Source organism: Pseudothioclava alba (assembly GCF_033100795.1).
Lineage (GTDB): Bacteria > Pseudomonadota > Alphaproteobacteria > Rhodobacterales > Rhodobacteraceae > Pseudothioclava.
Genome location: NZ_JAWLVI010000001.1, coordinates 199,849 through 224,562, shown reverse-complemented (window position 1 = coordinate 224,562; position 24,714 = coordinate 199,849). Strand labels below are relative to the sequence as shown.

General features: G+C 62.3%; 21 protein-coding genes. 7 read left to right on the top strand and 14 right to left on the bottom strand.

The annotated features are described in order from the left end of the window. Positions 1–101: 101 nt before the first annotated feature. The 9 genes from RYZ20_RS01075 to RYZ20_RS01035 form a co-directional block, all read right to left on the bottom strand. Complete coding sequence (locus RYZ20_RS01075) at positions 102–1,133, bottom strand: c-type cytochrome (protein ID WP_317670030.1); 1,032 nt, start codon at positions 1,131–1,133, stop codon at positions 102–104. Continuing rightward, the gene (gene soxC, locus RYZ20_RS01070) at positions 1,117–2,415 is read right to left on the bottom strand and encodes a sulfite dehydrogenase (RefSeq protein ID WP_317670029.1); all 1,299 of its coding nucleotides are present in this window, start codon (positions 2,413–2,415) and stop codon (positions 1,117–1,119) included. Before soxC ends, RYZ20_RS01075 begins: the two co-directional genes overlap by 17 nt. 53 nt (positions 2,416–2,468) lie before the next feature. After that, positions 2,469–4,160: a thiosulfohydrolase SoxB gene (gene soxB / locus RYZ20_RS01065; protein WP_317670028.1), complete on the bottom strand. Its 1,692-nt coding sequence runs from the start codon at positions 4,158–4,160 to the stop codon at positions 2,469–2,471. Positions 4,161–4,297: 137 nt separating this feature from the next. Beyond that, the gene (gene soxA, locus RYZ20_RS01060; RefSeq protein WP_317671282.1) at positions 4,298–5,155 is read right to left on the bottom strand and encodes a sulfur oxidation c-type cytochrome SoxA; all 858 of its coding nucleotides are present in this window, start codon (positions 5,153–5,155) and stop codon (positions 4,298–4,300) included. 108 nt (positions 5,156–5,263) lie between these two features. Beyond that, positions 5,264–5,593 carry a thiosulfate oxidation carrier complex protein SoxZ gene (soxZ, locus tag RYZ20_RS01055; protein ID WP_317670027.1) on the bottom strand — a complete coding sequence of 110 codons (330 nt, stop codon included), beginning with the start codon at positions 5,591–5,593 and terminating at the stop codon, positions 5,264–5,266. Between the two features lie 26 nt (positions 5,594–5,619). Beyond that, complete coding sequence (gene soxY / locus RYZ20_RS01050; protein WP_317670026.1) at positions 5,620–6,039, bottom strand: thiosulfate oxidation carrier protein SoxY; 420 nt, start codon at positions 6,037–6,039, stop codon at positions 5,620–5,622. Positions 6,040–6,077: 38 nt separating this feature from the next. Next, positions 6,078–6,548: a sulfur oxidation c-type cytochrome SoxX gene (gene soxX / locus RYZ20_RS01045; RefSeq protein WP_317670025.1), complete on the bottom strand. Its 471-nt coding sequence runs from the start codon at positions 6,546–6,548 to the stop codon at positions 6,078–6,080. 191 nt (positions 6,549–6,739) lie between these two features. Next, the gene (locus RYZ20_RS01040; RefSeq protein ID WP_317670024.1) at positions 6,740–7,297 is read right to left on the bottom strand and encodes a thioredoxin family protein; all 558 of its coding nucleotides are present in this window, start codon (positions 7,295–7,297) and stop codon (positions 6,740–6,742) included. A gap of 18 nt (positions 7,298–7,315) precedes the next feature. Beyond that, positions 7,316–8,056, bottom strand: coding sequence for a cytochrome c biogenesis CcdA family protein (locus RYZ20_RS01035; protein ID WP_411572303.1), 741 nt, complete (start codon positions 8,054–8,056; stop codon positions 7,316–7,318). A gap of 95 nt (positions 8,057–8,151) precedes the next feature. Between RYZ20_RS01035 and RYZ20_RS01030 the strand changes: the two genes are divergently transcribed. The 3 genes from RYZ20_RS01030 to RYZ20_RS01020 all read left to right on the top strand — a co-directional run bounded on the left by RYZ20_RS01030 (position 8,152) and on the right by RYZ20_RS01020 (position 10,133). Beyond that, a complete protein-coding gene (locus RYZ20_RS01030; RefSeq protein ID WP_317670023.1) occupies positions 8,152–8,559 on the top strand; it encodes a thioredoxin family protein in 408 nt (135 codons plus the stop codon). 140 nt (positions 8,560–8,699) lie between these two features. Then, entirely contained in the window at positions 8,700–9,038 is a 339-nt protein-coding gene (locus RYZ20_RS01025; protein ID WP_317670022.1) for an ArsR/SmtB family transcription factor, read from the top strand. A gap of 48 nt (positions 9,039–9,086) precedes the next feature. After that, on the top strand, positions 9,087–10,133 hold the full coding sequence (locus RYZ20_RS01020; protein ID WP_317670021.1) for a YeeE/YedE family protein: 1,047 nt from the start codon (positions 9,087–9,089) through the stop codon (positions 10,131–10,133). A gap of 67 nt (positions 10,134–10,200) precedes the next feature. Here RYZ20_RS01020 and RYZ20_RS01015 read toward each other — a convergent pair whose 3' ends face one another. Next, a complete protein-coding gene (locus tag RYZ20_RS01015; protein WP_317670020.1) occupies positions 10,201–13,428 on the bottom strand; it encodes an efflux RND transporter permease subunit in 3,228 nt (1,075 codons plus the stop codon). Continuing rightward, the gene (locus RYZ20_RS01010; RefSeq protein WP_317670019.1) at positions 13,418–14,398 is read right to left on the bottom strand and encodes an efflux RND transporter periplasmic adaptor subunit; all 981 of its coding nucleotides are present in this window, start codon (positions 14,396–14,398) and stop codon (positions 13,418–13,420) included. Before RYZ20_RS01010 ends, RYZ20_RS01015 begins: the two co-directional genes overlap by 11 nt. Positions 14,399–14,585: 187 nt before the next feature. On the opposite strand from RYZ20_RS01010, the gene serS reads away from it, so the two are divergent. Next, the gene (serS, locus tag RYZ20_RS01005; RefSeq protein WP_317670018.1) at positions 14,586–15,875 is read left to right on the top strand and encodes a serine--tRNA ligase; all 1,290 of its coding nucleotides are present in this window, start codon (positions 14,586–14,588) and stop codon (positions 15,873–15,875) included. 158 nt (positions 15,876–16,033) lie between these two features. Continuing rightward, positions 16,034–16,240 (top strand): hypothetical protein, encoded by a 207-nt coding sequence (locus tag RYZ20_RS01000; protein WP_317670017.1) that lies wholly within the window; start codon positions 16,034–16,036, stop codon positions 16,238–16,240. A gap of 10 nt (positions 16,241–16,250) precedes the next feature. Here RYZ20_RS01000 and der read toward each other — a convergent pair whose 3' ends face one another. From der to RYZ20_RS00985, 3 genes are read right to left on the bottom strand one after another with little or no spacing between them, the layout of a single operon-like run. Beyond that, complete coding sequence (gene der, locus RYZ20_RS00995) at positions 16,251–17,762, bottom strand: ribosome biogenesis GTPase Der (protein WP_317670016.1); 1,512 nt, start codon at positions 17,760–17,762, stop codon at positions 16,251–16,253. A 60-nt stretch (positions 17,763–17,822) separates the two neighbouring features. Continuing rightward, positions 17,823–19,133: a PQQ-like beta-propeller repeat protein gene (locus tag RYZ20_RS00990; RefSeq protein WP_317670015.1), complete on the bottom strand. Its 1,311-nt coding sequence runs from the start codon at positions 19,131–19,133 to the stop codon at positions 17,823–17,825. Positions 19,134–19,180: 47 nt separating this feature from the next. Then, on the bottom strand, positions 19,181–19,828 hold the full coding sequence (locus RYZ20_RS00985; protein ID WP_317670014.1) for a hypothetical protein: 648 nt from the start codon (positions 19,826–19,828) through the stop codon (positions 19,181–19,183). A 236-nt stretch (positions 19,829–20,064) separates the two neighbouring features. Between RYZ20_RS00985 and RYZ20_RS00980 the strand changes: the two genes are divergently transcribed. Both RYZ20_RS00980 and RYZ20_RS00975 read left to right on the top strand, forming a co-directional pair. Further along, complete coding sequence (locus RYZ20_RS00980) at positions 20,065–21,171, top strand: efflux RND transporter periplasmic adaptor subunit (RefSeq protein WP_317670013.1); 1,107 nt, start codon at positions 20,065–20,067, stop codon at positions 21,169–21,171. Then, positions 21,168–24,713, top strand: coding sequence for an efflux RND transporter permease subunit (locus tag RYZ20_RS00975; protein ID WP_317670012.1), 3,546 nt, complete (start codon positions 21,168–21,170; stop codon positions 24,711–24,713). The genes RYZ20_RS00980 and RYZ20_RS00975 overlap by 4 nt, the downstream gene beginning before the upstream one ends. The last annotated feature ends 1 nt before the right edge of the window (position 24,714 follow it).

Below are 24,714 nucleotides of genomic sequence, written 5' to 3'. Positions count from 1 at the left end.
CATGAAAAAGCGCCCGCGAGGCGAACGCGGGCGCCAGTTCGACGCTTCGGGTGGAGAGCCAAAAAGCGCCAGAGGTCCGGGGCTTGCCGCCCCGGTCAGGGTTAGTTCGACTGCGCCTCGATATAAGCGATCACGGCAGCAATATCCTCGTCCTTCTTCAGCCCCGCGAAGGACATCTTGTTCTTCGGGATAAAGTTTTTCGGATCTTGCAGATAAGCCGCAATATTCGCCTCGTCCCAGACCAGACCTTCGGCGGCCTTGTCCTTGAATGCAGGCGAATACTTGAAGCCCTCTTCCGAGCCAGCCGCGCGCCCGACCAGACCGTTCAGCACCGGGCCGACCTTGTTGACCGCGCCTTCACCGACCTGATGGCAGGCCTTGCACTTCTTGAAGACCTTTTCGCCCGCCGCAACCAGCGCGGGATCGACCGCCGGAGCAGCCTCGGCCACCGGTTCTGCCGCAGGTTCAGCAGCAGTCGCCTCTTCGGCAGGCACATCGCCCTCGCCCAGATCGGGCGTCACATCCAGAACCGCCGCGCGCATGGTGATCTCGACCGTTTCCTTGCAATTCTCCATGCAGCGGGTGGTGAAGACCGGATATTCGCTTTCCGCGCGGTCATCGACGATGAAGCCACCGGCATTCGGCATCTCGACCTCAAGGAAGTTCTCGTTCGACAGAACAAAGTCATCTTCGACGAGGTTGTTCGAATACAGGATGTAGGCGACGATTGCGTAGGTATCATCGACCGAGAGCGACTGCGCATTGCCAAACGGCATCGAGCGGTGCGCGTAATCCCACACCGTCGAGAGATGGGGCCAGTAGGAGCCCACCGTCTTGACCGGGTCCTTGTTTGCCAGTGTGCCATCACCGCCAGCAAGTTTCGGCCAGTTATCAACGCCTTCCGCAAATTCACCGTGGCAAACCGCGCAATTATCCGAGAACAGCATCTCGCCATCCTCGACCGAGCCGGCCCCGGGCGGCAACCCGGTGCCATCGGGCGAGACATCCCAGTTCCATGCCGCGATTTCCTCGGGCAGCGCCTCGCGGCCAAGGCCGGTCTTTTCGGCGAAGGCAGGGCTCGCCAGCGGCGCAATAAGTGCCGATGCGATCAGAAGATTACGAAACTTCGACATTCTCTGCCTCCCCGTTCGATTTGACCCACCAGGTCTGGATGCAGTTGTTGTGATAGACCGAGTTCTCGCCGCGAATTTCGCGCAGGCTGTTCTTGGTCGGCTGGACGTAGCCGGTGTCATCGACCGCGCGCGATTGCAGCAGCATCTCGGAGCCGTCCCACTCGACATCCAGATAGAACCGCGTGAGAGCCTTGTCCTGTCCGGGGTTGGCCAGACGGGCCTCGCGCCATGTTTTGCCACCATCAATCGACACATCAACCGCCGCGATCGCACCGCGCCCCGACCATGCCAGACCGGTGATGACCAGCGGCCCCGGCCCGTGTTTGATCGGCGATTGCGGCGAGGGCGAGGTGACAACGGATTTCGCATCCATCACCCATGTCCACTTGCGCGCCGTGCCATCAGCCAGCGTGTCGGTGTATTTCGAGGTCTCCTCGCGGCTCTCCACCGGGCCTTCCATGACCTCGACGCGGCGCAGCCACTTTACCCACATATTGCCTTCCCAGCCGGGCACACACAAACGCACCGGATAGCCGTGCTCTTTGCGCAGCGCTTCGCCATTGGCCTTGAACGCGACAAGCACGTCGTCCATCGCCTTTTCCAACGGCATCGAGCGCCCGTTCGACGAGGCATCTGCGCCTTCGACATAGACCCACTTGCCCTCGGGCTTGACGCCGGCCTCCTCCAGAAGCGTGCGCAGCGTGACGCCCGAGTATTCCATGTTATGGATCATGCCGTGGGTGAACTGCGCGCCGTTCAGCTGCGCGCCCGCCCATTCCATGCCCGTATTCGCCGCGCATTCAAGGAAATAGGTGCGGTTCACACGCGGGAACCGCTCAAGATCTTCGTAGGTAAACACCAGCGGCTTGTCGACGAGGCCGTGGATCATCAGGCGGTAGTCCTCTTTCGCCAGCTCGATCGCGCCCGAGTGGTGGCGCTCGAACGCGCAGCCAGCCGGCGTAATCGTTCCATCAAGCGCGTGGATCGGCGTAAAGTTGATCGAGGAAATCACATCCGCCGTCAGCCAGCCGACATTGCGGCGCACGACGTCGTCCTCGAACCGGATCGGCAGGCCGTAGGGCGTGGCATCCACCCCGTCGCCCCAGCCCTGCGCCCAGGGCTGCACGTCGGTAATCAGCGGGTCGGGGGTGCCAGCGGCTTTCGCTGCCCCGGCGCCAGCCGCCAGCGCCCCCGCAGCCGCGCCCGCGCGCAGAAAGCCACGGCGGTTCAGCGCGAGGTCGAGCGAGTGATCGGGCGGTGTTGCGCGGTCCTTCTCGTTCATTGTCTTCTCCTTGAACTTCAATCTCTTGCGAGAAACTTCTGATGTGACCGGCGTCAGACGCCGCTCACCACAACCGAGTTATTCGGGGTCAGCTTGACGGTGCCGATCTTGCGCACATGATCCTCGATCACATCCCAGATCTCCGGCCCTTCCGTGCCCTCGTTGACCGAGGCCCATCCCGCCACGACATAGCTGCGCGCGGGGTCGATACCGGAGCCGTCCTTCAGAAGCGTCATGTTCGATACACGCTGCCCGATCGGTTTCGAGACGTCGATATGGTAGCCCATGCCGCCGATGCGCACCATGTCCCCGCCCTGCTGATAATAGGGGTCGGTGTTGAAGATGTTGTCGGCCACATCTTCAAGGATCGTCTTGATCGTCTCGCCGGTCATCTCGGTGCGATAGCAAGCACCATAGGTCATCGAGGTGACGTTCAGAATATCCTCGCGGGTGATGTTGTCGCCCGGCAGAAGGGTCGTGCCCCAGCGGACACCCGGCGACATCGCGATTTCGGCGTCGCGCTCGGAGAGCATCGCCTCGCAGATCAGGTCATCCCAGGTGCCGTTGAAGTTGCCCCGGCGATACAGCAGGCTCTCGGTCTGGCCCACCACCTCTTCGAGTTGCTCCTTATAGGGCGCGCGGTCATTGTCGATCAGCGCTGCCATATCGGCGTCGGGCGCAATCACATCCGAGAAGATCGGGATCAGCTTGTGCCGGAAGCCCATCATCCGCCCGTCGCGCACATCCAGATCAAGGCGGCTGACGAATTTGCCATTCGAACCGGATGCAATCAGAATGGTATCACCCACGATCACCGGCTCGGGCACAGCATCGTGGGTGTGGCCGGTCAGGATCACGTCGATCCCTTTTACGCGTGCGATCATCTGGCGATCCACGTCAAAGCCATTGTGCGACAGGCACACGACCAGATCGACACCCTCGGCACGGACCTCGTCGACGACTTCCTGCATACGATCTTCGCGGATTCCGAAGGAATAGTCGGGGAACATCCATTTCGGGTTCGCGATCGGCATATAGGGGAAGGCCTGCCCGATCACGGCGATACGCACGCCGCCACGTTCGAAAATCTTGTAGGGTTCGAAGGCCGGCTCATCCCATTCGACGTCAAAGATATTCGCGCCAAGGAACGGGAAGGGCAGCGCGTCGACGATCTCTTTCACGCGGTCCTGACCGAAGGTCCATTCCCAGTGCGAAGTCATCGCCTCGGTGCCAAGCTGGTTCATGATGTTGACCATGTCCTGCCCCTTGGTCAGCAACGAGGTCATCGAGCCATGCCACGTATCGCCACCATCCAGAAGCAGCGCATCAGGGCGATCCGCACGGATGGATTTCACCACCGTCGCGACGCGGTCCATGCCGCCCATCTTGCCGTAGGATTTCGCCAGATCGACGAAATTATCATACGTCAGCGCATAGGCCTCGGGCGAGTTCGTCTTGAGATTGAACATATCAAGGAACTCTTTGCCGACCACATGCGGCGGGCGGCCTTTGGCATCGCCAACGCCAAGGTTGATCTCGGGTTCGCGGAAATAGATCGGCTTGGCCTGCGCGTGAATATCGGTGATGTGGATCAGCGTGACATTGCCGAAGGTATCAAACTCGAGCAACTGGTCTTGCGTCAGCGATTGCTGCGCCATGGCCCGCGACCAGCGCGACAGCCCCGTGCCCCCCAGAATGGTCGAAGCCGCAAGGCTTGCCTGAATAAATTCCCGCCGGGAAATCATGCCAACTTCTCCTTTTCACGCCTGAACAGCGCTTCGTAAGCCGATGTATTGCCTGATAAATCCTGACACATAGCGATATATGAATGCGACAGGACCGAAAAAACGGGAGCCGGACAAACCAGCCCCCGCGAAAGTGGTTACGGACGGACGCCCGCGCCTTCGATCTCAAGGCCCAGACCGCGCGAGGCGACGTAAAGCTCCAGCTCGCGGAACTCCTGGCTGCCGGGGCTAAAGGTCTCGGCGCGCGTGTCGCGGATACAGCCCTTGAAGCGGTTGTGGATCGACACAACGCCTGCGGTTTTCAGGCGATAGGTCGGGAAGCCCGAGATCTGCCCCTGGCTCAGGTGGTCGGCGCGGATATTGTTGCCGTAGTTCTCTTCGTGGCAATTCGCGCAGCTCAGCTCAAGCTGGCCATAGCGGGTGTAGTACATCTCTTTGCCACGCTTCCAGAATTCTTCGGCCGGGCCGTCGATCTGCACCGCAACCGGCATGCCGCGCGATTGCATCGAGATCGCCGTGATCATGTTGTTCATCGGCTTCTTATCAAAGCCCCAGGCGTCGGCGCCCATGCGGGTGGTGCGGCAATTGTCGATGTAATCCTCAAGCGACCAGAGCTGCCCCGCCTCGTTGACCTTCGGCATCGCGGCGCGCACGCCCTTCATGCCTTCGGCCATATCGCCGTGACAATCGGCGCAGGATTTTCCCTCGGAGCCATCGGCAGTGGCCCACGCCTCTTCGCCCGCTTCCGCAAACAGCAGCATCGGGTTGTCGAAATCGTCCATCTGCATGGCGCGGGTTTCGGGGGTGCGGAACAGCCAGCCCGAATAGACCGTGTCCAGATGCCCTTCCAGATGGGCGGCGGCGGGGGCTTTGGTGACGATAGTCACCTCGTCATTGACGACGAGTTCGTCCTCGACCGGATCGGCCGAAGCGGCGCCGAAACCGATAGCCAGAGCGGCCATCGCGGCAAATGTTGTGCGGCTCATGCGCTGCATCATTGAAATCCTCCCTGAGTGTCCCCCGCGCCCCAGTCTCTCCCCAAGGGCGCAGGTCTGTCTTGGATGGTGCGCTCCCACGCACCCCCCTCAATCGGGGGAATGGCCTCAGGCCACGGCGATGGCTTTGGTCTCTTTGTAGACAGAGCCGTCGTCGTCATACCAGGTGAACTGGAAATCGCCCGCAGCGTCCACCTTGGCGGTGAATTCGAAATACGGGTTGGTCGAGATCGCAGCTTCCAGCGTCACGTCGATCACATTCTGACCGTTCAGATCGCAGGTCAGCCGGTTGATGATCGAGCGCGGGATGACGTTGCCGTCCTTGTCCTTGCGCTGGCCCGATTCCATCGGGTGCGTGATCAGACATTTGATGGTGATGACCTCGCCCGACTTTGCGGATTTCGGCACTTTCACGCGCGGTTTGACATTATCTGCCATGATATATTCTCCTCGAAATCCTCAGATCAGCCGCCGCAGCCGCCGATGGTCACTTTGACGGTTGCCGATGCGCGCTTGAAGCTGCCGTCAGCCATTTTGGCGACCGCGACGACATCTTGCGTTTTCGACAGACGGATGCGGGTGGACGCGGATTGCGAGCCAGCCGCAGGGCCGAAGTTGAAGGTCACAACCGCGGGCGTCGGGTTGCCGGTTGCGAAAATCACGATCGACACGGCACCGGGCGCATCCACGCCAACCGGAACGCCGTTGCCGTTTTCAGCGATCTCGGGCGCGTCCAGCTTGATACCATCCGCCGAGGTTTCGGCACCGCCGGTGAAGGCCGCGATCGCATCGTCCGCAGCGCTTGCCATGGCCGCGAAAGGCACCATCGAGGCGGCTACGCCACCCATCGCAAGCACCAGCGCGTCACGTCTTGAAAGGTTCATCCTTGTCTCCTCTCGGGTTTCTCTTGTCGCGCCTGTGATCACTCTTTGAGCGTCATCAGGAAGGCGACCACATCTTCGACCTGCTGTGCGGTCAGAATGGGCGAAAGCTCGGCCTTGGGGGCTTTGCCGGTATAGGCGTCACCGGGGCGGATATAGGGGCCGGTCTTATACATGCCCGGCATCACCGTGCCCTCGAACGTGTGCTTGGCATCGACAACGATCCCGCGCAGCTGCGCTTCCGACCAGCGGTCAGCGGCGCCGTTAAGTTCGGGGCCGACATTGCCCTGAAAATCCGCTTTGAGCGCCGAGACCGCATGGCAGGCAACGCAATTCCCGAGCGGGCGGGTCGAGGCGACCTTTGCCCCCTCTTCGGCATTTCCGGCGACACCGGTCAGCGACTCTGCGACAGAGCCGTCGTCTGCGAAACTGACCGCCGTGGGGGCGATTTCGGCGAATGCCGCGCTCGCGACGAATATGGCGGAACAGGCCACCGCAATATGGCTTTTCATAGAAGACCTCCCTCTTCTTCTCCCGAATCCATTTGTAAGCGAGTGCGACAGATTGGCGCAATAGATAAATTCAAATATTCGAATACCTATGCTGCAGCGCAGAAGAGACCCTACGTCAGACCTTCAGGAAAAAGTCGGGCGCGCGGCGGAAAAGTAGATTAACTTTATCAAGTATATGTTTGTTTTAGCTTCTATTTCGCGTTCATTCTGTCAGCGACATATTTCTGGAAGTTCACACCGCTTTCATAGCCATGCTCTTGCACCCAGGTCAGCAAAGCCCCCGTCGTCCCTTTCCCGAAAGCTCCGGGCATCTGGGCGACGGCAGCGCGATTGGCGGGGGTGCCCTCTTCGACGGACTCGGGGAAAAACATCATCGTAGGCGTGAACATCACCCCCCATTTCATCGCCATCTCTTTTTCGCGCAGGGTCTCGCCGTCGAAGTCCGTCACCTCGATATCGCCGAACAGGTTCATCTGCACGACGAAGTAGCCCTCCTCGATCTGCTGCCGGATGGCGGGGTCGGAATAGACCTCTTCGTGCATCTTGGTGCAGTAGATGCAGCCGCGCTGTTCCCAGATCAGCATGAGGCGTTTACCTTCGGCATTCGCCTCGGCCAGATCCTCTTTCATGTCGCGGAAGGTCTCGCGGAACCACGGTTCCTTGTGCAGGCCGTCCTCACCAAGTTCAGAGGCCGAGAGCGGCAGCGCAAGACCAAGAACGGTCAGCGCCGACAGAATGAATTTACGCATTTCCAAACTCCTTCATCATCACCCGAGCGACGTAATATTCGGGAAAAGCCGGATCATGAGATCGGCCAGATAACCCATTCCACCGGTTGCGATGAGAATGGCAAAAATCAGCAGCATGACCCCCATCGCCTTTTCGACATAGGCAAGCTTGGCACGGTGGCGCGCCATCAGGGCAAGGAAGGGCCGCGCGAACAGGGCCGCCAGCACGAAGGGCGCGGTCATGCCAACGCCATAGAAGAACAGTAGCAGCCCGCCCCGCGAAATATCCCCCATCCCCGACGCAACCATCAGAATCGCCGCCAGCGCCGGTCCGACGCAGGGCGTCCAGCCAAAGCCGAAGGCCAGCCCCATGACATAGGCGCCGAACAGCGTGCTAGGGTCGGTTTTCGCCTCGATCCGCGCCTCGCGGTAAAGGAACGGGATACGCATGATGCCCAGAAAATGCAGCGCAAAGATTGCCAGCACCGCCGCCGCCACATAGGACAGCGGGCCCATCCAGGCGCGGAAAGTCTGCCCTAGCGCCGTCGCGCCCATCCCCATCAGCATGAAGATCGTCGTCACACCCAGGGCAAAGGCCACCGCCGAGACGAACAGGCGCCGCTGCGCGCCGGGCGCGATCTGCCCGTCTCCGCGCAGTTCGGCCATCGAAATCCCCGCCATATAGGACAGGTAGAACGGCACCATCGGCAAGATGCACGGCGTCAAAAAAGACAGAAGGCCCGCCAGCAGCGCGCCCCCGAATGTCGGGTCCAAGATCATTTGTCCTCCCTCGGGGCTCCCTAAGCGGATCGATTCCTTGATCCGCACCCCTGAACATATTACGATCTTTATATGTAATAGCGGGTCCGTCAATCATGAGCTTGGTCTTTCTTTCGCGCATCGCAGTCATCCTCGCCTTTGTCATTGGACTGGGTGGCGCAATCGCGCAGGCTACCGAGGCGCCCTCGCCCGCCCCCTTCCGCCTTGTGATGGTCGAGCAGGACGGCTGCGCCTATTGCGCGCTCTGGAACAAACAGATCGGCCCGATTTATCCCAAAACACCCGAAGGATTGCTGGCGCCGCTGGAGCGCGTGCACCTGCGCTCGGACTGGCACGAAGGGCTTGAAATCGGCCCCGCGCCGGTCTTCACCCCGACCTTCGTGCTGATCTCGGAGGGGCACGAGGTCGGCCGGATCGAAGGCTATCCGGGCGAGGATTTCTTCTGGGGATTGCTGGGGATGGCGCTACGCGACGCAGGTGCCCTGCTTCCCCTCGTCCAATAGTCCGACAGGGGCGCGATAGGCTTTGCCTTTCGAATCGGACATGCTATTGCAACAGGACTTTAACAGTCGGGCTGAAGGCCTGACCGATGCGGCACAAGGGATACACAGGTTCGATGTCACCCGACGGCAGAGAAGCGCCGATGGAAAGCGGAGCACCCGATCAGGCAAACTGCGCGACGATCGACGCGGAGGAGCTTTTGGGGCGCGCGCGCGATGCGTCGAACCTGCTCAAGGCGCTGGCACACGAAGGCCGGCTGATGATCCTGTGCCATCTGACTTCGGGCGAAAAATCGGTGACCGAGCTGGAAAACCTGCTCGAATCGCGTCAGGCTGCGGTCAGCCAGCAACTCGCGCGGCTGCGCCTTGAAGGGCTGGTCAGCCATCGCCGCGACGGCAAAGCGATCTACTATTCGCTCAGCGACCCACGCGCACGCAGGGTTGTGCAACTCGTCTACGAGATGTTTTGTTCTCAGGATTGATTTTTTGCGCCCTCAGGGAGAACGGGGCGCCCATAGGGGGGAAACCGCATGGAGACTGTGCCGGTTGAGCTGATCGCCACACTCGTCGGGCTGATCGGTGGTCTTGTGTTGGGCCTCGCCGCGAGGCTGGGTGATTTCTGCACGCTTGGCGCCCTGGAAAGCGCAGCCTACGGGCGCGACCAACGCCGCTTGAGGCTCTGGGGCGTGGTTCTGTCGGTCGCGATTGCGGGGGCTTTCGGGGCCGAGGCTTTGGGCTACGCCGATCTGACGCAGACCTATTATCACTCGATCGAATGGATGCCCTTGGCGTCGATCGTCGGCGGGCTTGTGTTCGGCTATGGCATGGCGCTTGCAGGGAATTGCGGCTTTGGCGCGCTGGTGCGCTTTGGCGGCGGAGATCTGCGCTCGATGGTGGTGGTCGTGGTGATGGGGATTTTCGCCTTCGTCACCCTGTCCGGCCCGCTGGCCCCGCTGCGCGCGATGCTGTTCGCGCAAGAACCTGCATCCGGCGCACAGGGCATCGCGCATTGGCTTTCGGCCAGAATGGGGGTCTCGCCGCTGATGATCGCCCTGCCAATCGCCGCACTTTTGCTGATCTGGGCGCTGTCCTATCGCCCGCTGCGCACCGACCTGCGCCGCGTTGTCTGGGGTGTGGCCGCGGGTCTGGCGGTCGTCTGGTGCCTTGTTGCGACCAGCTATCTGAACGCCGAAAGTCTTGGCACTGTCGCGATCGAAGCCCCAAGCTTCACCGCACCTCTGGGCCGCACAATCCTCTATTTCATGACATCGACCGCAGGCGGGCTGACCTTCTCGGTCGGTCTGGTTGGCGGCGTGCTGGCAGGGTCGTTCCTTGGCTCGGCGATCCGCGGCCTGTTCCAGTGGGAAGCCTGCGACGACCCGCGCGAGCTTGGCCGCCAGGTCACGGGGGCGGCGCTGATGGGCATCGGCGGCACGGTGGCTCTTGGCTGCTCGGTCGGGCAAGGCGTGTCGGCCATGTCGGTTCTGGCCTTCTCGGCCCCCGTCACGCTGGCGGCGATCATCGTCGGCGGCCTTCTGGGCCTACGCCATATGATCCACGGCTATCTGCCAAACTGATCCAGCAACGGATACAAAAGAAAACGCCCCGAAACCGGGGGCGTTTTTGTTTGCGCGGATCGGCTGATCAGGTTTTGAATATCCGATAAATCGCAGGGATCACCAGCACCGTCAGCAGCGTCGAGGTCAACAGCCCGAACAAAAGCGAGATCGCAAGCCCCTGGAAGATCGGGTCGGCCAGAATGACCACCGCGCCGATCATCGCCGCGACTGCCGTCAGCAGGATCGGCTTGAAACGGATGGCGCCAGCCTCGATCAGGATGTCGATCTTGGTCTTGCCGGTCTCGTCCGCGTGGCGGATGAAATCGACCAGCAGGATCGAGTTGCGCACGATAATCCCTGCCAGCGCGATGAAGCCGATCATCGAAGTCGCCGAGAACGGCGCGTCAAAGATCATATGGCCCAGCATGATGCCAAGGAAGGTCAGCGGGATCGGCGTCAGGATCACCAGCGGCAGGCGGAACGAGCCGAACTGCGCCACCACAAGGATGTAGATGCCCAGAAGCGCCACACCGAAGGCCGCGCCCATGTCGCGGAACGTGACCCAGGTCACCTCCCATTCACCGTCCCATAGCAGAGTGACCTTGCCCTCGTCGGCGGGCTGACCATGCAGGCTGATTTCGGGCTTTTGGCCCTCGGCCCAGTCGATGCCGTCAATCGCGTCACCCACGGCGATCATACCGTAAAGCGGCGCCTCATAAGCTCCGGCCAGTTCAGCCGTGACCATCTCGGCTTCGCGCCCGTTGTGGCGGAAGATCGGGAAGGAGGCTTTCTCTTCGCGCACGCTTACCACGTCGCCAAGTTCAACCACGCCACGCGCGCCGGGCAAAAGGTTTGCAGGGATCGGGGTCGAGAGCGTCGCCTCATCCATCACCTTCGCGCCTTTGGCCCGCTCCATCACGATCGGCAAAGGCGCACGCCCCTCGCCACGATGCGAGTAACCAACGGTGGTCGAGCCGTTCAACAGGCCAAGCGTATCGAATACATCACCCTCGGAAACCTGAAAGAAATCAAGGTCATCCGAATTGGTCGTGGCGCGCAGGCGGCGTGCCTGCTGGCCAAAGCTGTCGTCCACATCCACGATGAACGGCACGCTTTCAAAGGCTTCGCGGATCTTCGCGGCCGAGGCACGACGGGTTTCCGCGTCGGGACCATAGACCTCGGCCAGAAGGGTCGCGATCACCGGTGGGCCGGGCGGCGGTTCGACCGTTTTCAGCGAGGTGCCCTCGGGCATCTCGATCTGGTTGATCAGGTCGCGAACCTCCAGCGCAATCTCGTGCGAGCTGCGCTCGCGTTCGCTCTTGGGCGACAGGTTGATCGAAACTTCGCCCTGCCACGGATAGGCGCGCAGATAGTAGTGGCGCACCAGACCGTTGAAATTGAAGGGCGAGGCCGTGCCCGCATGGGTCTGCACGCTCACCACCTCGGGCAGGCGCGTGACCACCTGGGCCACACGCTGCGCGACCATATCGGTGGTCTCGACAGCGGCGCCTTCGGGCAGGTCAATCACCACCGCCAGTTCCGATTTGTTATCGAAGGGCAAGAGCTTAACCGTCACGTCCTTGGTATACAAAAGCCCGAGCGAGCCGAACGACAGCCCCGCCGTGATCAGCAAGAACATCCCCGCCGACCATTTCGAACGCAGCACCGGACGGGCAACCTTCGCATAAATCGCCCCCAGCTTGCCGCCGTGTTCATGCGAACCATAGGTATCGTCATGACCATGCGCCGACATATCCGCGCGGCCCGCGATCTTTACCATCAGCCACGGCGTGATAATTACCGCCACGAAGAACGAAAAGATCATCGCCGCCGAAGCATTCGCCGGAATCGGCGACATATAGGGCCCCATCAGCCCCGACACGAAAAGCATCGGCAGCAGGGCCGCCACAACCGTCAGCGTTGCAACAATCGTCGGGTTACCGACCTCGGCCACAGCGGCAATCGCCTTGTCGACGCGGCTCCCCGGCCCTTTCATCCCCCAGTGCCGCGCGATATTTTCGATCACCACAATCGCATCATCCACCAGAATACCGATCGAGAAGATCAGCGCAAACAGCGACACACGGTTGAGCGTGTAGCCCATCACATGCGCCGCAAAGAGCGTCAGCAGGATCGTCACCGGAATCACAATCGCCACCACGATGGATTCGCGCCAGCCGATTGCAAACAGAACCAGCGCGATGATCGACACCGTCGCCAGACCAAGGTGGAACAGCAGTTCGTTGGCCTTTTCGTTGGCAGTCTCGCCGTAGTCGCGGGTGATCTGCACCTCGATGCTTTCGGGGATCAGCGAGCCATGCAACTCTTCGACGCGGTGGAGGATCTGCTCGGCCACGACCACAGCGTTCGCCCCTGCCCGCTTGGCAATCGCCAGCGTAACGGCGGGCGCGCGGTGCAGGTTCAGGTCAGCATCGCGCGCGACATTCGCCACGATATGTTCCGTTGTATCCGGCACATAGGACACCGTCGCGACATCGGCCACATAGACCGGGCGGCCATCGCGCGCGGTCAACAACAGCCCCGCGATCTCGGCCGGAGCGGTCAGGGTTTCCCCCGCCACCAGATCAATCTGCTCACCCTTGTCGCGCAGCTTGCCGGTCGAGAAAGACCGGTTCGCCTGTTGCACCTTATAGCTGAGCTGTTGCAGCGTAATGCCATAGAGCGCGAGCTTTTCGGGGTCCGGCTCAATCCGGATCACCTCACGCGCCTCGCCCACCAGATAGGTCAGGCCGACGTTCTCGATCTTGGTGACTTCGGTCTGCAATTCACGCGCAATCCGCGTCAGGTCATTGGCGGGAATATCCATCCCCTCCTTGCCCGACAGCGTCAGCGACACAATCGCCACGTCATCAATGCCACGGCCCACGATCATCGGCTCGGGGATGCCCCGCGGGATACGGTCCATATTCGCGCGCACCTTTTCATGCACGCGCAGGATCGCCGCATCCGACGAGGTGCCCACGATAAACCGCGCCATCACCAGCGCGTAATCGTCCGAGGTTTGCGAATAGACGTGCTCGACCTCGTTGATCGAGGTGACGATCGTCTCCATCGGCTCGGTCACAAGCTTCATCGCGTCTTCGGCCTTCAGCCCCGGCGCCTGAATGTGAATATCCACCATCGGAACCGAGATTTGCGGCTCTTCTTCACGCGGAAGCGAGACCAGCGCCACAAGACCCACGGCGAGCGCCGCAAAGATCATCAGCGGCGTCAGCGCCGATTGGATAAAGGCGCGCGTCAGTTTCCCCGCGATCCCGAGTTTCGCATCGGGGGTGCCGTGTTCAGTGCTCATGGGAAACCACCGTCTCGCCGCCTTGCAGCCCCGTCAGAATCTCGACCATATCGGTGCCATCAACCACGCGATGCCCGCCCGGAATAACCGCGCGTTCGACACGGGTGCCGTTTTCCTCGACCAGCACGAAATCAAGCCCCGAATGCTGGCGAACCAAAGCCGCCGGAACTTCGACCGCCTCGCGCGAAGCCATCGGCAGGCGCACCAGAACGCGGGCGTTCACAAAGCTTGAATCCAGTTCTGCGACCTCAACATCTGCGACAACACGCCCATTCTCGATCGTCGGATAAACCTTGGCCAGCGTGCCTTGTTTGTCCCCTTTAGGCGTCTCGATGGTGATCGTGTCGCCTTCATGGAGCGCGCCTGCGTGGCGTTCCGGCACCGCGAGCGTCAGGAAAAACCCGCCACCGCCCACGGTCGCGACCGGCTCTCCCATCATCACGACGGCACCTTTCGCCACCGGAACCGACAGCACCCGCCCCGAGATCGGCGCCAGAACCTGCCCCTCGGCCGCCTGTTGTTCGACCACGCGACGCTGCGCCTTTTGCGCCTCGATCTGGCCGGTCACAACATCGACCTGCGTGCGCAACTGATCCAGCCGCTGCGTCGTCGTCACGCCGCGTTTCAGCAATTCCTCGCCGCGCGTCAGCTCGGTATTCGCATTGGAAAGCTGTGCGTTCAGCGCTTCAAGTTGGGCATCTATCGCATTCAACTGAAACGCAATTTTTTCATCCACGATCTGACCGAGAACTTGGCCCGACTGCACCTGCACGCCCTCGGCAACAACCAGATCAACCAGCGTTCCGCCCAAGCGCGCACGCGCCGCGATGGTATCCTTCGCCTCGACCGTCCCGAAGACGGATTTCCAGTCAGTGACCTCGGTTTTGGCCACCTGATAGCTCTCCTGGGCCAAGGCCGCGAACGGCAAGCCAAGCGCAATCAGCGCGAGCGGCAGGATCGTGGATTTCATCTGTCTCGTTCCTTCCTTCCGGCGAAGTGTCGGGAGTAACATTCCGCTTTTTGAATGTGTGCACATCTACTCAAAATTCAACCCACTAGCAAGCCTTTCCGCCTTGATTTGCATCAGAGCGCGCGCGGGGCTTTCATGGCGGATGGTGATGCGTTAAAGCGTCAGATACAAGAGACGAGGTTCCAAGATGCACGATATCCGCGCGATCCGCGAAAACCCCCAGGAATTTGACACGGCCCTGACGCGTCGGGGCGCGGAACCGCTGTCGTCGCAAGTGCTTGCGCTTGACGAGGCCCGCCGTGCCGCGATCCACGCAGCCGAAACCGCGCAAGCCGCACAGAACGCCGCCTCCAAGCAGGTGGGCGCGGCCAAAGCCTCGGGTGACGAGGCCGAGTTTGAACGCCTGCGCGCGCTGGTGGCCGAGAAAAAGGCCGAGGTGGCGACCATGCAGGCTGAAGCATCGGCCAAGGATGTCGAATTGCGCGACATTCTGCTGATGATTCCCAACAGCCCGCTGACCGAAGTCCCGCAAGGCGCGGACGAGGACGAGAACGTCGAGATTTCGCGTTGGGGCGAGCCGCGCGCGTTCAACTACAAACCGAAAGAGCATTTCGAGCTTTCGGGCGTCGGCTCCGAAATGGATTTCGAAACGGCGGCCAAGCTGTCCGGCTCGCGTTTCGTGGTGCTGCGCAATGGCGTGGCGCGGGTGCACCGCGCGCTGGCGCAATATATGCTCGACCTGCACGTCGACCAGCACGGGCTGACCGAGAATATCACCCCCGTTCTGGTGCGCGACGAGGCGATGCTTGGCACCGGCCAACTGCCGAAATTCGCCGAGGACAGCTATCAGACCACGAATGGCTGGTGGCTGATCCCCACCGCCGAAGTGACGCTGACGAACTTTGCCTCGGGCGCGGTTCTGGATGATGCCGCCCTGCCCCTGCGCATGTGCGCACATACCAACTGCTTCCGCTCCGAGGCAGGGTCTGCGGGCAAGGATACCTCGGGGATGCTGCGCCAGCACCAGTTCGAGAAGGTCGAGATGGTCACCATCTGCCGCCCCGAAGACCACATCGCGGAACACGAGCGCATGACCGATTGCGCCGAAGCCGTGCTCAAAGGTCTGGACCTGCCCTTCCGCCGCATCGTGCTGTGCACCGGCGACATGGGCTTTGGCGCGCAAAAGACCTATGACCTTGAGGTCTGGCTGCCCGGACAGGACAAATACCGCGAGATTTCCTCGGTCTCGACCTGCGGCCAGTTTCAGGCGCGCCGCATGAATGCGCGCTTCAAGCCGGCAGATGGCGGCAAGCCCGAGTTTGTGGCGACGCTGAACGGTTCGGGGCTTGCGGTCGGGCGCTGCCTGATCGCGGTTCTGGAAAACGGTCAGGAAGAAGACGGCTCGGTCACGCTGCCGACGGCGCTTCACCCCTATCTGGGCGGCAAGACCCGCCTGGTCGAAGGGCGTCTGGTCTAAGCGCGACACAGCGTATCGGGGCGCCCCTGCCCCGATCCCTCCGTCAACCATCGGGGGTATTATCCCCACCTGCCGCACTTCGGACGGCGGGGCGATGACTTGCGGTTAATTTTCTGTTACCTTCTGCGGGTGCTGCTCGCCCAACCCAGGAGGTTCCGATGCCCCGGACCCAGATCCCGAATGCGCGGCAAATCCTTGCCATGCCGCGCGATGCCTTGCCTGATCTGATCACCACCCTGCGCGCCAACCGCTGCCTGTCTCCGATGATGGAGCGGCTGAACGACGGGCTTTTGTCTGACGATGACGACCGGCGCCTGCGCTCAAGCGCGGCGCTCGATCGTCTGGGGTTCCTCTGCGACGCGTAAGCCGCGCGGATTACGCGTCGTTACTTTTGCGGGTTCTGCGCACTGCGGCCGCATCTTTGCGCGCGGCGTGCTTCTTGGCATCGACGTGTTTTTTCAGACGCGACGGGATAGATTTTTTCTTGTCTTTATAAGGGTTTGCCTTGCCCTGATCGCGCAGATAGATGCGGATCGGCGTGCCCGGCATATCGAAATCCGCGCGCAGCCCGTTAATCAGGTAACGCTCATAGCTTTCGGGGATTTTATCCGTGTGCGTTGCCTTGATCACAAAGGCTGGCGGGCGCGTTTTCGCCTGCGTGATATAGCGCAGCTTGATCCGACGGCCACCGGGAGCGGGCGGCGGGTGCGCCTCGGTCATGGCCGAGAGCCAGTTGTTCAGCTTGGCGGTCGGCACACGGCGGTTCCAGACCTCATGCGCCTTGAGAATCGCGGCATGGAGCCGGTCCAGCCCCTTGCCCGTCTTGGCCGAAACCGTCACCAGCGGCGCACCACGAAGCTGCGGCAGCAGGCGCTCGAACGACTCGCGCAGCTCTTTCAGCTTCTCGGGCTTGTCCTCTTCGAGATCCCATTTATTCGCCGCCACGACAACCGCGCGGCCTTCGGTCTCGGCGAAATCGGCGATCCGCAGGTCTTGCGTCTCGAACGGGATGTTCACGTCCAGCAGCACGACCACGACCTCGGCAAAGCGGACCGCGCGCAGACCGTCCGCGACCGACAGCTTCTCAAGCTTGTCACTGACGCGGCCCTTTTTGCGCATCCCCGCCGTATCCCAGATCCGCATCGGCGTGCCCATGTAATCGGCCGTTACCGAGATCGCATCGCGGGTAATCCCGGCCTCGGGGCCGGTCAGCAGGCGGTCTTCGCCAAGGATCTTATTGATAAGGGTCGATTTCCCCGCATTCGGGCGGCCGATCACAGCCAGTTGTAGCGGCTTTTCAAGGGTGGGTGCCTGATAGACGCCCTCTTCCTCGGAATCCTCTTCGATCTCGACATCGACCTCGGGAATATCGGCCGCACGCTTTTCCGCGAACTCGTCAGCCAGGGGTTTCAGGACCGTATACAGGTCATCCAGACCCTCACCATGTTCCGCCGAAATGCGCAAAGGCTCGCCCAGACCAAGGCTCCACGCCTCCAGTGCACCGGCCTCGCCCGCGCGGCCCTCGGCCTTGTTGGCGGCCAGAACCACATGGGCGTTCTTGCGGCGCAGAATATCGGCGAAAATCTCGTCAGCGGGCGTGATACCGACGCGTGAATCCACCAAAAACAGGCAGATGTCGGCCTCTTCCACGGCGCGCTCGGTCAGGCGGCGCATCCGTCCCTGAAGGCTGTCATCCTCGGCCAGTTCCAGACCCGCCGAGTCGATCACGATGAATTTCAGATCGCCAAGGCGCGCGTCACCCTCGCGCAGATCGCGCGTCACGCCCGGCGTGTCATCGACCAGCGCAAGGCGCTTGCCAACCAGACGGTTGAACAGGGTCGATTTGCCAACATTCGGGCGGCCGACAATGGCCAGAGTAAAGCTCATGACAGCCTCCATAGGGTGCGGGCGAGAGATTCGAGCCGCCCCCTCTACACTGGTTTTCCCTTAACGGAAAGCCAGAAGCTTGCCGTTATTGGTCGGGACATACAGCACCCCGCCCGCAACAACCGGGCTGGTGGCGGCGCCACCGGGCAAATCCACCTCGGACAAAAGCGCGCCGGTCTTCGGGTCGAACACCCGCAGCCGATCGTCAGACGAGGCCACGAACAGCTTGTTCCCCGCCAGAACCGGACCAAGATGGGCGTGGATTTCCTGCTGCTTCTTGATCTTGTCTTTCAGATAATAGGGCAGAGCAACCGACCAGATTTCCTCGCCCGTGGCCGCGTCAAGCCGCACCAGATGCGCCTCGTCCGAAACAAGGAACACCGAACCGCCAGCAACCTGCACCGGCGCGGTCGCGCCTTCGGTCGCGGTCCATTTGCGTTCGCCCGAGGCCAGATCAATCGCCGAAACCTTCCCCGCCGAGGTCGCCGCATAGATCGTGTCACCGACAATCACCGGATCGCCCGTCACGTCGCGCACAGACGCATAGCCCCGCCCCGGGCGCTGCCCCGGAACCGAGGATTGCCACAGTTGCAGCCCGCCTTTTTTCAGCGCCGCAACCAATTGCCCGCCCGCATAGGGGAAGATCACCGACTTGCCGCTGACCGCAGGCGCGGAAACGCCGGTCATTGCCGAGGGTCCGGGGGCCGCGTCAAGCTGCCAGATCACTTTGCCGTCGCTCTCGCGAAGCGCCCAGGACGAGCTGTCGCGTGCAACCACATAGACCATCCCGTCCGAAACCGTCGGCGCACCGCCGACCGCGGTGCCGAACTTCTGCCGCCACGCCACCTTGCCCGAGGCCGCATCCAGCGCGACCAGCTCGGCAAAGCCGGTGGTGACAAAAATCTTGCCATTCGCGAAGGCCAGGCCACCGCCCGAAGCATCGTCGGCATTGTCGCTCGCAGGCGTCAGATCGGCCTGCCAAATCGTCTGCCCGTCGGTGCCGGTCGCGGTGACGCGCGCGCGGCTATCAAGGGTAAAGATGCGCCCGCCGGCCACGACCGGCGTCGCGGTGATCCGGTGGCGGCGATCCGCGCCCTGCCCGATCTCGGTCGCCCACTGAAGCGCGGTGCCAGCCCCGATCGCGGCATTGACCAGCGCATGATCGGCCCCGCCTGCACGCTGCGCCCAATCAGCGTTCGAGACCTGCGCCGGCAAGGACAGCGCGACATCCCGCGCCGGAGCCTCTGCCGCGACCTCGCCCGCAAGCACATCGCGCGGGTCGATCCGCTCGCCCTGCAGGATGATCTCTTTTTCGCAAGCCGCCAGCGTGCCCGCCATGCCCAGAACAGCAATCGCGTGGATCAGTTTCACCGCTCTTGTCCCCCGCCCTTCTTCCGACGCTCAACGCGCCTTCACAATTATTGCGCCGACGGATCGGCCCCAAGGGCCACCATCAACTCAGATGCGCGTTGTTGCAAGCCCGGCGTGGTGCCTGCCTCGGCCAGAATCTGCGTCAAAAGCGCGATCGCCGCATCCTGATTGCCCGCCGATAGCTCTGCCAATGCCTGCTGCTCCATTGCCAGCGGGCGATAGGGCGCGCCGGGCACGGCCAGCTCGTCCAAAAGCGATGCGCGCGCAGCGGCATCCATCGTGTCTGCGCCAACCAGAACGGATTTCAGCTTGGCCAGATCCGACAGGCTTTTGGGCAGGCTTGCGTCATTCGCGACAGGGGCCAGCGCAGCCACCGCACCGGCACTGTTGCCCGCCATCTGCATCCGGCCCGCTTCCATCATCGCGCGGACGGCTTCTTGCGCACCCGGCTCGGCGGCAATAGCCCCGACCGCTGCCAGCGGATCTTCGGCGCTCATGGACGCCAGCATCGCATCACCGAACCCTTCGGCCTTGGCGCGCTCCTGCGCTTTGGTCCATTCGGTCCAGGCCGCGCCCCCCACGATCCCCAAAATCGCGACAACCCCGATCCAGCCATAGCGGCGCATCAGGGCAAACAGGCGGTCGCGGCGGACCTCTTCGGTGACTTCCTCGATGAAGCTGTCGGTTTCGCTCACGCGTGGCACCTTTCGTCTGGCCCCTCGGGGCGCGATTGTCTTGCGAACCTCTTACATGGGATGCGGCCCAGTGCCAAGGCCGCCGAGGCCCGCACACCACGCCCTTCGCGCGCGCACAGAATATTTCACAAGATATACCTTGAGTGCGCCACATGCCCGCCCTATTTTGAACCGCATCGTTCACTCTATTTCCACGCGGGTCCACGCGGCCCATCGCTGCAAGAGGTCGCCGCCCGATGAAGATTGTTCCCGTCGTCAATGCCATTCTGGTTACGAGTGCGCTTTACCTGCTGGTGTTCGAGCGCGACCGGCTGATGAGCTTTGCCGGACAAGACGCCCCCGCCCCCGAAGAGCAGGCCGCGCCCGCCGCCGTCGAAGGCGCCGTGGCAGTGCAGGTGCTGGCTTCGCAGGCGAAAGCCGTCGATCAAGGCGTTCTCGCCCGTGGCCAGACCGAGGCCGCGCGCCGTGTCGAAGTGCGCGCCGAAACCACCGGCAGCGTGACCACCGCGCCCTTGCGCAAAGGCACCTCGGTCGCAGCGGGCGATACGCTGTGCCAGATAGATCAGGGGACGCGGGCCGCGTCTCTGGCCGAGGCCGAGGCAAAACTCGTCGAGGCGCGTATCAACGCCAACGCCGCCGAGAAGTTGCAACAGGGCGGGTATCGCTCGGACAGCGCGGCGGCAGCGGCCAAGGCCGGCCTGCAAGAGGCCGAAGCCGGCGTGCTGGCCGCGCAAAAGGAAATCGACCGCACCACGATGAGCGCGCCTTTCGCGGGTATTCTGGATGACGACAGTGCCGAGCTTGGTGCGCTTCTGACCGCAGGAAGCCTGTGCGCCACGGTGATCGCGCTCGACCCGATCAAGCTGGTGGGCTTCGTCCCCGAGACCGAGCTGGACCGGATCGAAATCGGCGCGCTGGTTGGCGCGCGGCTGGCAACGGGGCGCGAAGTGGCGGGGCAAGTGACCTATGCTTCGCGCTCGGCCGATACGCAGACCCGCACCTTCCGTATCGAGGCGGAACTGCCCAACCCCGACCTATCTATCCGCGAAGGTCAGACAGTCGAGATGATTATCCGCGCGCAGGGCACGATGGGGCATTTCCTGCCCGCCTCGGCAATGACGCTGAATGACGACGGCACGCTTGGGGTGCGCCTTGCGGTGGACGGGGTCGCCCGCTTCGCGCCTGTTTCCCTGCTGCGTGACACCCGCCAGGGCGTCTGGATCACCGGCCTGCCCGACACCGCCGACGTCATTGTCGTCGGGCAGGACTATGTGACCGACGGCACCCCCGTCACCGCCCATCCCGCGCAAGATGTTCCGGGCTTCGGGGAGAGCGCGCAATGATCGCTATCGTCGACTGGGCCGCCGAGCGCGCCCGGATGGTTCTGGCCTTTGTGGCCATGACCATCATCGCAGGGATGACCGCCTATATCGGCCTGCCGAAAGAGGGTGAGCCGGACATCGAAATCCCGATGCTCTTCGTCTCGGTCCCCTTCCCCGGTATCTCGGCGGCGGATTCCGAAAAGCTGCTGGTGCAGGTAATGGAGACCGAGCTGTCGGACCTTGAGGGGTTGGACAAGATGTCGGGCATCGCGCGCGAGAATTACGCGGGCCTTATGCTTGAATTCGACTTCGGCTGGGACAAGACCAAGATCATCGCCGATGTGCGTGATGCGATGAATACCGCCGAGGGGAAATTCCCGTCGGGCTTCGAGAAATACTCGATCAACGAGATCAATTTCTCGGAGTTTCCGGTCGTTATCGTCGCCCTGTCCGGCAATGCGCCAGAGCGGACTTTGATTAACCTTGCCAAGACCTTGCAAGACGATCTTGAGGGGCTGGAGCCGGTTCTGGATGCGACCCTTGCGGGCCACCGCGACGAGATGCTCGAGGTCCAGATCGACCCGCTCAAGCTGGAAGCCTATAATGTCACGGCAGGCGAGCTTATCAATGTGGTTCAGGCCAATAACCAGCTTATTGCAGCGGGCGAGGTCGAAACCGACGCGGGCGCGTTCTCGGTCAAAATCCCCGCGTCGTTCGAGACCGCCGAGGATGTCTACCGCCTGCCCGTCAAAGTGAATGGCGAGCGCGTGGTGACGCTTGGCGATCTGGCCGACATCCGCCTGACCTTCGAGGACCGCACCGGCACCGCGCGGTTCAACGGTGAAAGCACGGTCGCGCTGCAGGTGGTCAAGCGCAAGGGCTATAACATCATCGACACGGTCAACCTTGTGCGTGAAACCGTGGCAAAGCGGCAAGCCGACTGGCCCGAGCCTTTGCGCAACGCCGTCAACGTCGGCATCTCGCTGGATCAGTCAAAGACCGTGGGCGCCATGGTCAGCCAGCTAGAAGGCTCGGTCCTGACCGCCATCGCGCTGGTGATGATCGTCGTTCTGGCGACGCTTGGCACGCGCTCGGCGCTGCTGGTGGGCTTCTCGATCCCGACATCCTTCCTGCTGACCTTCCTGCTTTTGGGCGGAATGGGGGTGGCGATCTCGAATATCGTGATGTTCGGCCTGATCCTTGCGGTGGGGATGCTGGTCGATGGCGCGATCGTGGTGGTGGAATACGCCGACAAGCGCATCTCCGAAGGCTCCGGCCCGATGCACGCCTATACCGAGGCCGCCAAGCGCATGTTCTGGCCAGTGATTTCCTCAACCGCAACAACGCTTTGCGCGTTCTTGCCGATGCTGTTCTGGCCGGGCGTGCCGGGCGAGTTCATGGGGATGCTGCCGGTCACGATCATCTTTGTGCTCTCGGCCTCGTTGATCGTGGCGCTGATCTATGTGCCGATCGTGGGGGGCGTCGCGGGCCGCCTGTCGCGGCGTCTGGACCAAGGCGCGCGCGTGATCGAGCATTGGCCCTACTGGCTGCGCGTAGCACTTGCGGTTGTCTCGATGGCGCTGGTGTTCCTTGGCGCGATGCTGATGCTGAACCCCGGCTATCTGTCGGGCGAACGCCTGCCCTCGGGCAGCTTTGCGGCCTCGGTTCCCGGTGCCGTGCTGTTTCTCATCGCGACGCTGCTAAGTTCAATCACGCTGACAGCCGCCAAACCGAAACGCGCGCCCCGCCCCATCGACGCGGGCTACAAGCGCCGCCCGTTTGGCCATGTCATTTCTTTCATCGTCGGTAATCCGGTGATGCCCGTGATTACCTTTGCCGCGATCATCGGCCTCGTGTTCGCGACCTTCGGCTATTACGGCAAGAACAACTACGGGACCGAGTTCTTCACCGATTCCGAGGTCGAGCAGGGCATCGTCTACATCCGCGCGCGCGGCAACCTGAGCCTTGCCGAGAAGGATACTTTGGTCAAACGCGCCGAAGCGGCGGTGATCGGCACCGAGGGCGTAGCGGCGGTGTTTTCCTTTGCGGGCGAAGGCGGGCTGAACCAGAACACCGGCGGCGCGGTAGCCCCGCGCGACACCATCGGTCAGGTTCAGGTCGAGATGGTCCGCTGGGAGGACCGCAAGGACCGCCCCGATCTGAAAGGCGCGTTGGTGATGGATCGGGTGATGGAGAAAATCCACCAGATCCCCGGCATCAAGGCCGAGTTTCTGGCACAGGACCGCGGACCATCGTCGGGCAAGCCGATCCAGCTTCGCCTGAAAGGGGACAGCTTTGTGCAGCTCGACAAGGCGGTCGAATACCTTGAAGAGAACCTAGTGAAATTCAAGGGCGTCACCGCGATCGAGGACACGCGCCCCCTGCCCGGCATCGACTGGAAGATCGACGTCGATGTGACCCGCGCGGGTCGCTACGGCGCCGATGTGGCGACTGTGGGCGGCATGGTGCAGCTGGTCACGCGCGGGATCTTGCTGGACACGATGCGGGTCGACAGCTCGGACGAGGAAATCGAGATCCGCGTCCGCCTGCCCGAGGAAGACCGGCTGCTGTCTACCCTCGACACGCTGAAGGTGCGCACCGCGCAAGGCCTTGTGCCGCTGGCGAATTTCGTCACCCGCACGCCCGAGCAAAAGCTGGGCCGGATCGACCGGATCGACCAGAAACGCTATTACGATGTGAAGGCGGGCGTGCTGGAGGGGCTGACCAATGACGACGGGCAGCCGATCAATGCGAACGAACGAATCGCCGTCATCGACACCTGGCTGAAAACCGAGGCCGTTCTGCCTGCGGGGGTCGAGTTCGAGTGGTCGGGCGATATGGTCGAACAGGCCGAGAGTCAGGACTTTCTGGCCAAGGCTTTCGCGGGCGCGCTGGCGCTGATGTTCGTGATCCTGCTGGCGCAGTTCAACAGCTTTTACAACGCGGTGCTGGTGCTGCTGGCGGTGATCCTGTCAACGGCGGGTGTGCTCTTCGGGATGCTGGTGATGGCGCAGCCCTTCTCGATCATCATGACGGGGGTCGGCATCGTCGCGCTGGCGGGGATTGTGGTGAACAACAACATCATCCTGATCGACACCTATCAGGAGTTCGAGCGCTACATGCCGCGCCTCGAAGCCGTGATCCGCACCGCCGAAGCGCGCCTGCGCCCCGTCGCGCTGACTACGATCACCACGATGGCGGGCCTCTCGCCGATGATGTTCGGCCTGTCGCTGGACTTCATCAACGGGGGCTTCTCGATCGACAGCCCGACCGCGCTTTGGTGGAAGCAGCTTGCGACGGCGGTGGTCTTTGGCCTTGGCACGGCGACGGTGCTGACGCTGGTTCTGACGCCCGCGCTTCTGGCGCTGCGCATCTGGTTCAACGCGGGCTCCTATCGCTCGATCAAGGCGCTTTCGGCACTGATGCAGGGCACGGATTCGCAAGCCTCGCGTGATCTGGCGCTGGAGCGCGCGGCGCGCAAAATGTCGGGAACGGAAGTGATCTGGATGGACGAGGCCGACCTGCCTGCCCCTCTGAAAACGGTTGATCGCGCCGCCGAATAAG

What these genes read in the sequence shown, in the direction of transcription:
- RYZ20_RS01075 (WP_317670030.1), bottom strand. Translation starts at nt 1,133, where the DNA reads ATGTCGAAGTTTCGTAATCTTCTGATCGCATCGGCACTTATTGCGCCG.
- soxC (WP_317670029.1), bottom strand. Translation starts at nt 2,415, where the DNA reads ATGAACGAGAAGGACCGCGCAACACCGCCCGATCACTCGCTCGACCTC.
- soxB (WP_317670028.1), bottom strand. Translation starts at nt 4,160, where the DNA reads ATGATTTCCCGGCGGGAATTTATTCAGGCAAGCCTTGCGGCTTCGACC.
- soxA (WP_317671282.1), bottom strand. Translation starts at nt 5,155, where the DNA reads ATGCAGCGCATGAGCCGCACAACATTTGCCGCGATGGCCGCTCTGGCT.
- soxZ (WP_317670027.1), bottom strand. Translation starts at nt 5,593, where the DNA reads ATGGCAGATAATGTCAAACCGCGCGTGAAAGTGCCGAAATCCGCAAAG.
- soxY (WP_317670026.1), bottom strand. Translation starts at nt 6,039, where the DNA reads ATGAACCTTTCAAGACGTGACGCGCTGGTGCTTGCGATGGGTGGCGTA.
- soxX (WP_317670025.1), bottom strand. Translation starts at nt 6,548, where the DNA reads ATGAAAAGCCATATTGCGGTGGCCTGTTCCGCCATATTCGTCGCGAGC.
- RYZ20_RS01040 (WP_317670024.1), bottom strand. Translation starts at nt 7,297, where the DNA reads ATGCGTAAATTCATTCTGTCGGCGCTGACCGTTCTTGGTCTTGCGCTG.
- RYZ20_RS01035 (WP_411572303.1), bottom strand. Translation starts at nt 8,056, where the DNA reads ATGATCTTGGACCCGACATTCGGGGGCGCGCTGCTGGCGGGCCTTCTG.
- RYZ20_RS01030 (WP_317670023.1), top strand. Translation starts at nt 8,152, where the DNA reads ATGAGCTTGGTCTTTCTTTCGCGCATCGCAGTCATCCTCGCCTTTGTC.
- RYZ20_RS01025 (WP_317670022.1), top strand. Translation starts at nt 8,700, where the DNA reads ATGGAAAGCGGAGCACCCGATCAGGCAAACTGCGCGACGATCGACGCG.
- RYZ20_RS01020 (WP_317670021.1), top strand. Translation starts at nt 9,087, where the DNA reads ATGGAGACTGTGCCGGTTGAGCTGATCGCCACACTCGTCGGGCTGATC.
- RYZ20_RS01015 (WP_317670020.1), bottom strand. Translation starts at nt 13,428, where the DNA reads ATGAGCACTGAACACGGCACCCCCGATGCGAAACTCGGGATCGCGGGG.
- RYZ20_RS01010 (WP_317670019.1), bottom strand. Translation starts at nt 14,398, where the DNA reads ATGAAATCCACGATCCTGCCGCTCGCGCTGATTGCGCTTGGCTTGCCG.
- serS (WP_317670018.1), top strand. Translation starts at nt 14,586, where the DNA reads ATGCACGATATCCGCGCGATCCGCGAAAACCCCCAGGAATTTGACACG.
- RYZ20_RS01000 (WP_317670017.1), top strand. Translation starts at nt 16,034, where the DNA reads ATGCCCCGGACCCAGATCCCGAATGCGCGGCAAATCCTTGCCATGCCG.
- der (WP_317670016.1), bottom strand. Translation starts at nt 17,762, where the DNA reads ATGAGCTTTACTCTGGCCATTGTCGGCCGCCCGAATGTTGGCAAATCG.
- RYZ20_RS00980 (WP_317670013.1), top strand. Translation starts at nt 20,065, where the DNA reads ATGAAGATTGTTCCCGTCGTCAATGCCATTCTGGTTACGAGTGCGCTT.
- RYZ20_RS00975 (WP_317670012.1), top strand. Translation starts at nt 21,168, where the DNA reads ATGATCGCTATCGTCGACTGGGCCGCCGAGCGCGCCCGGATGGTTCTG.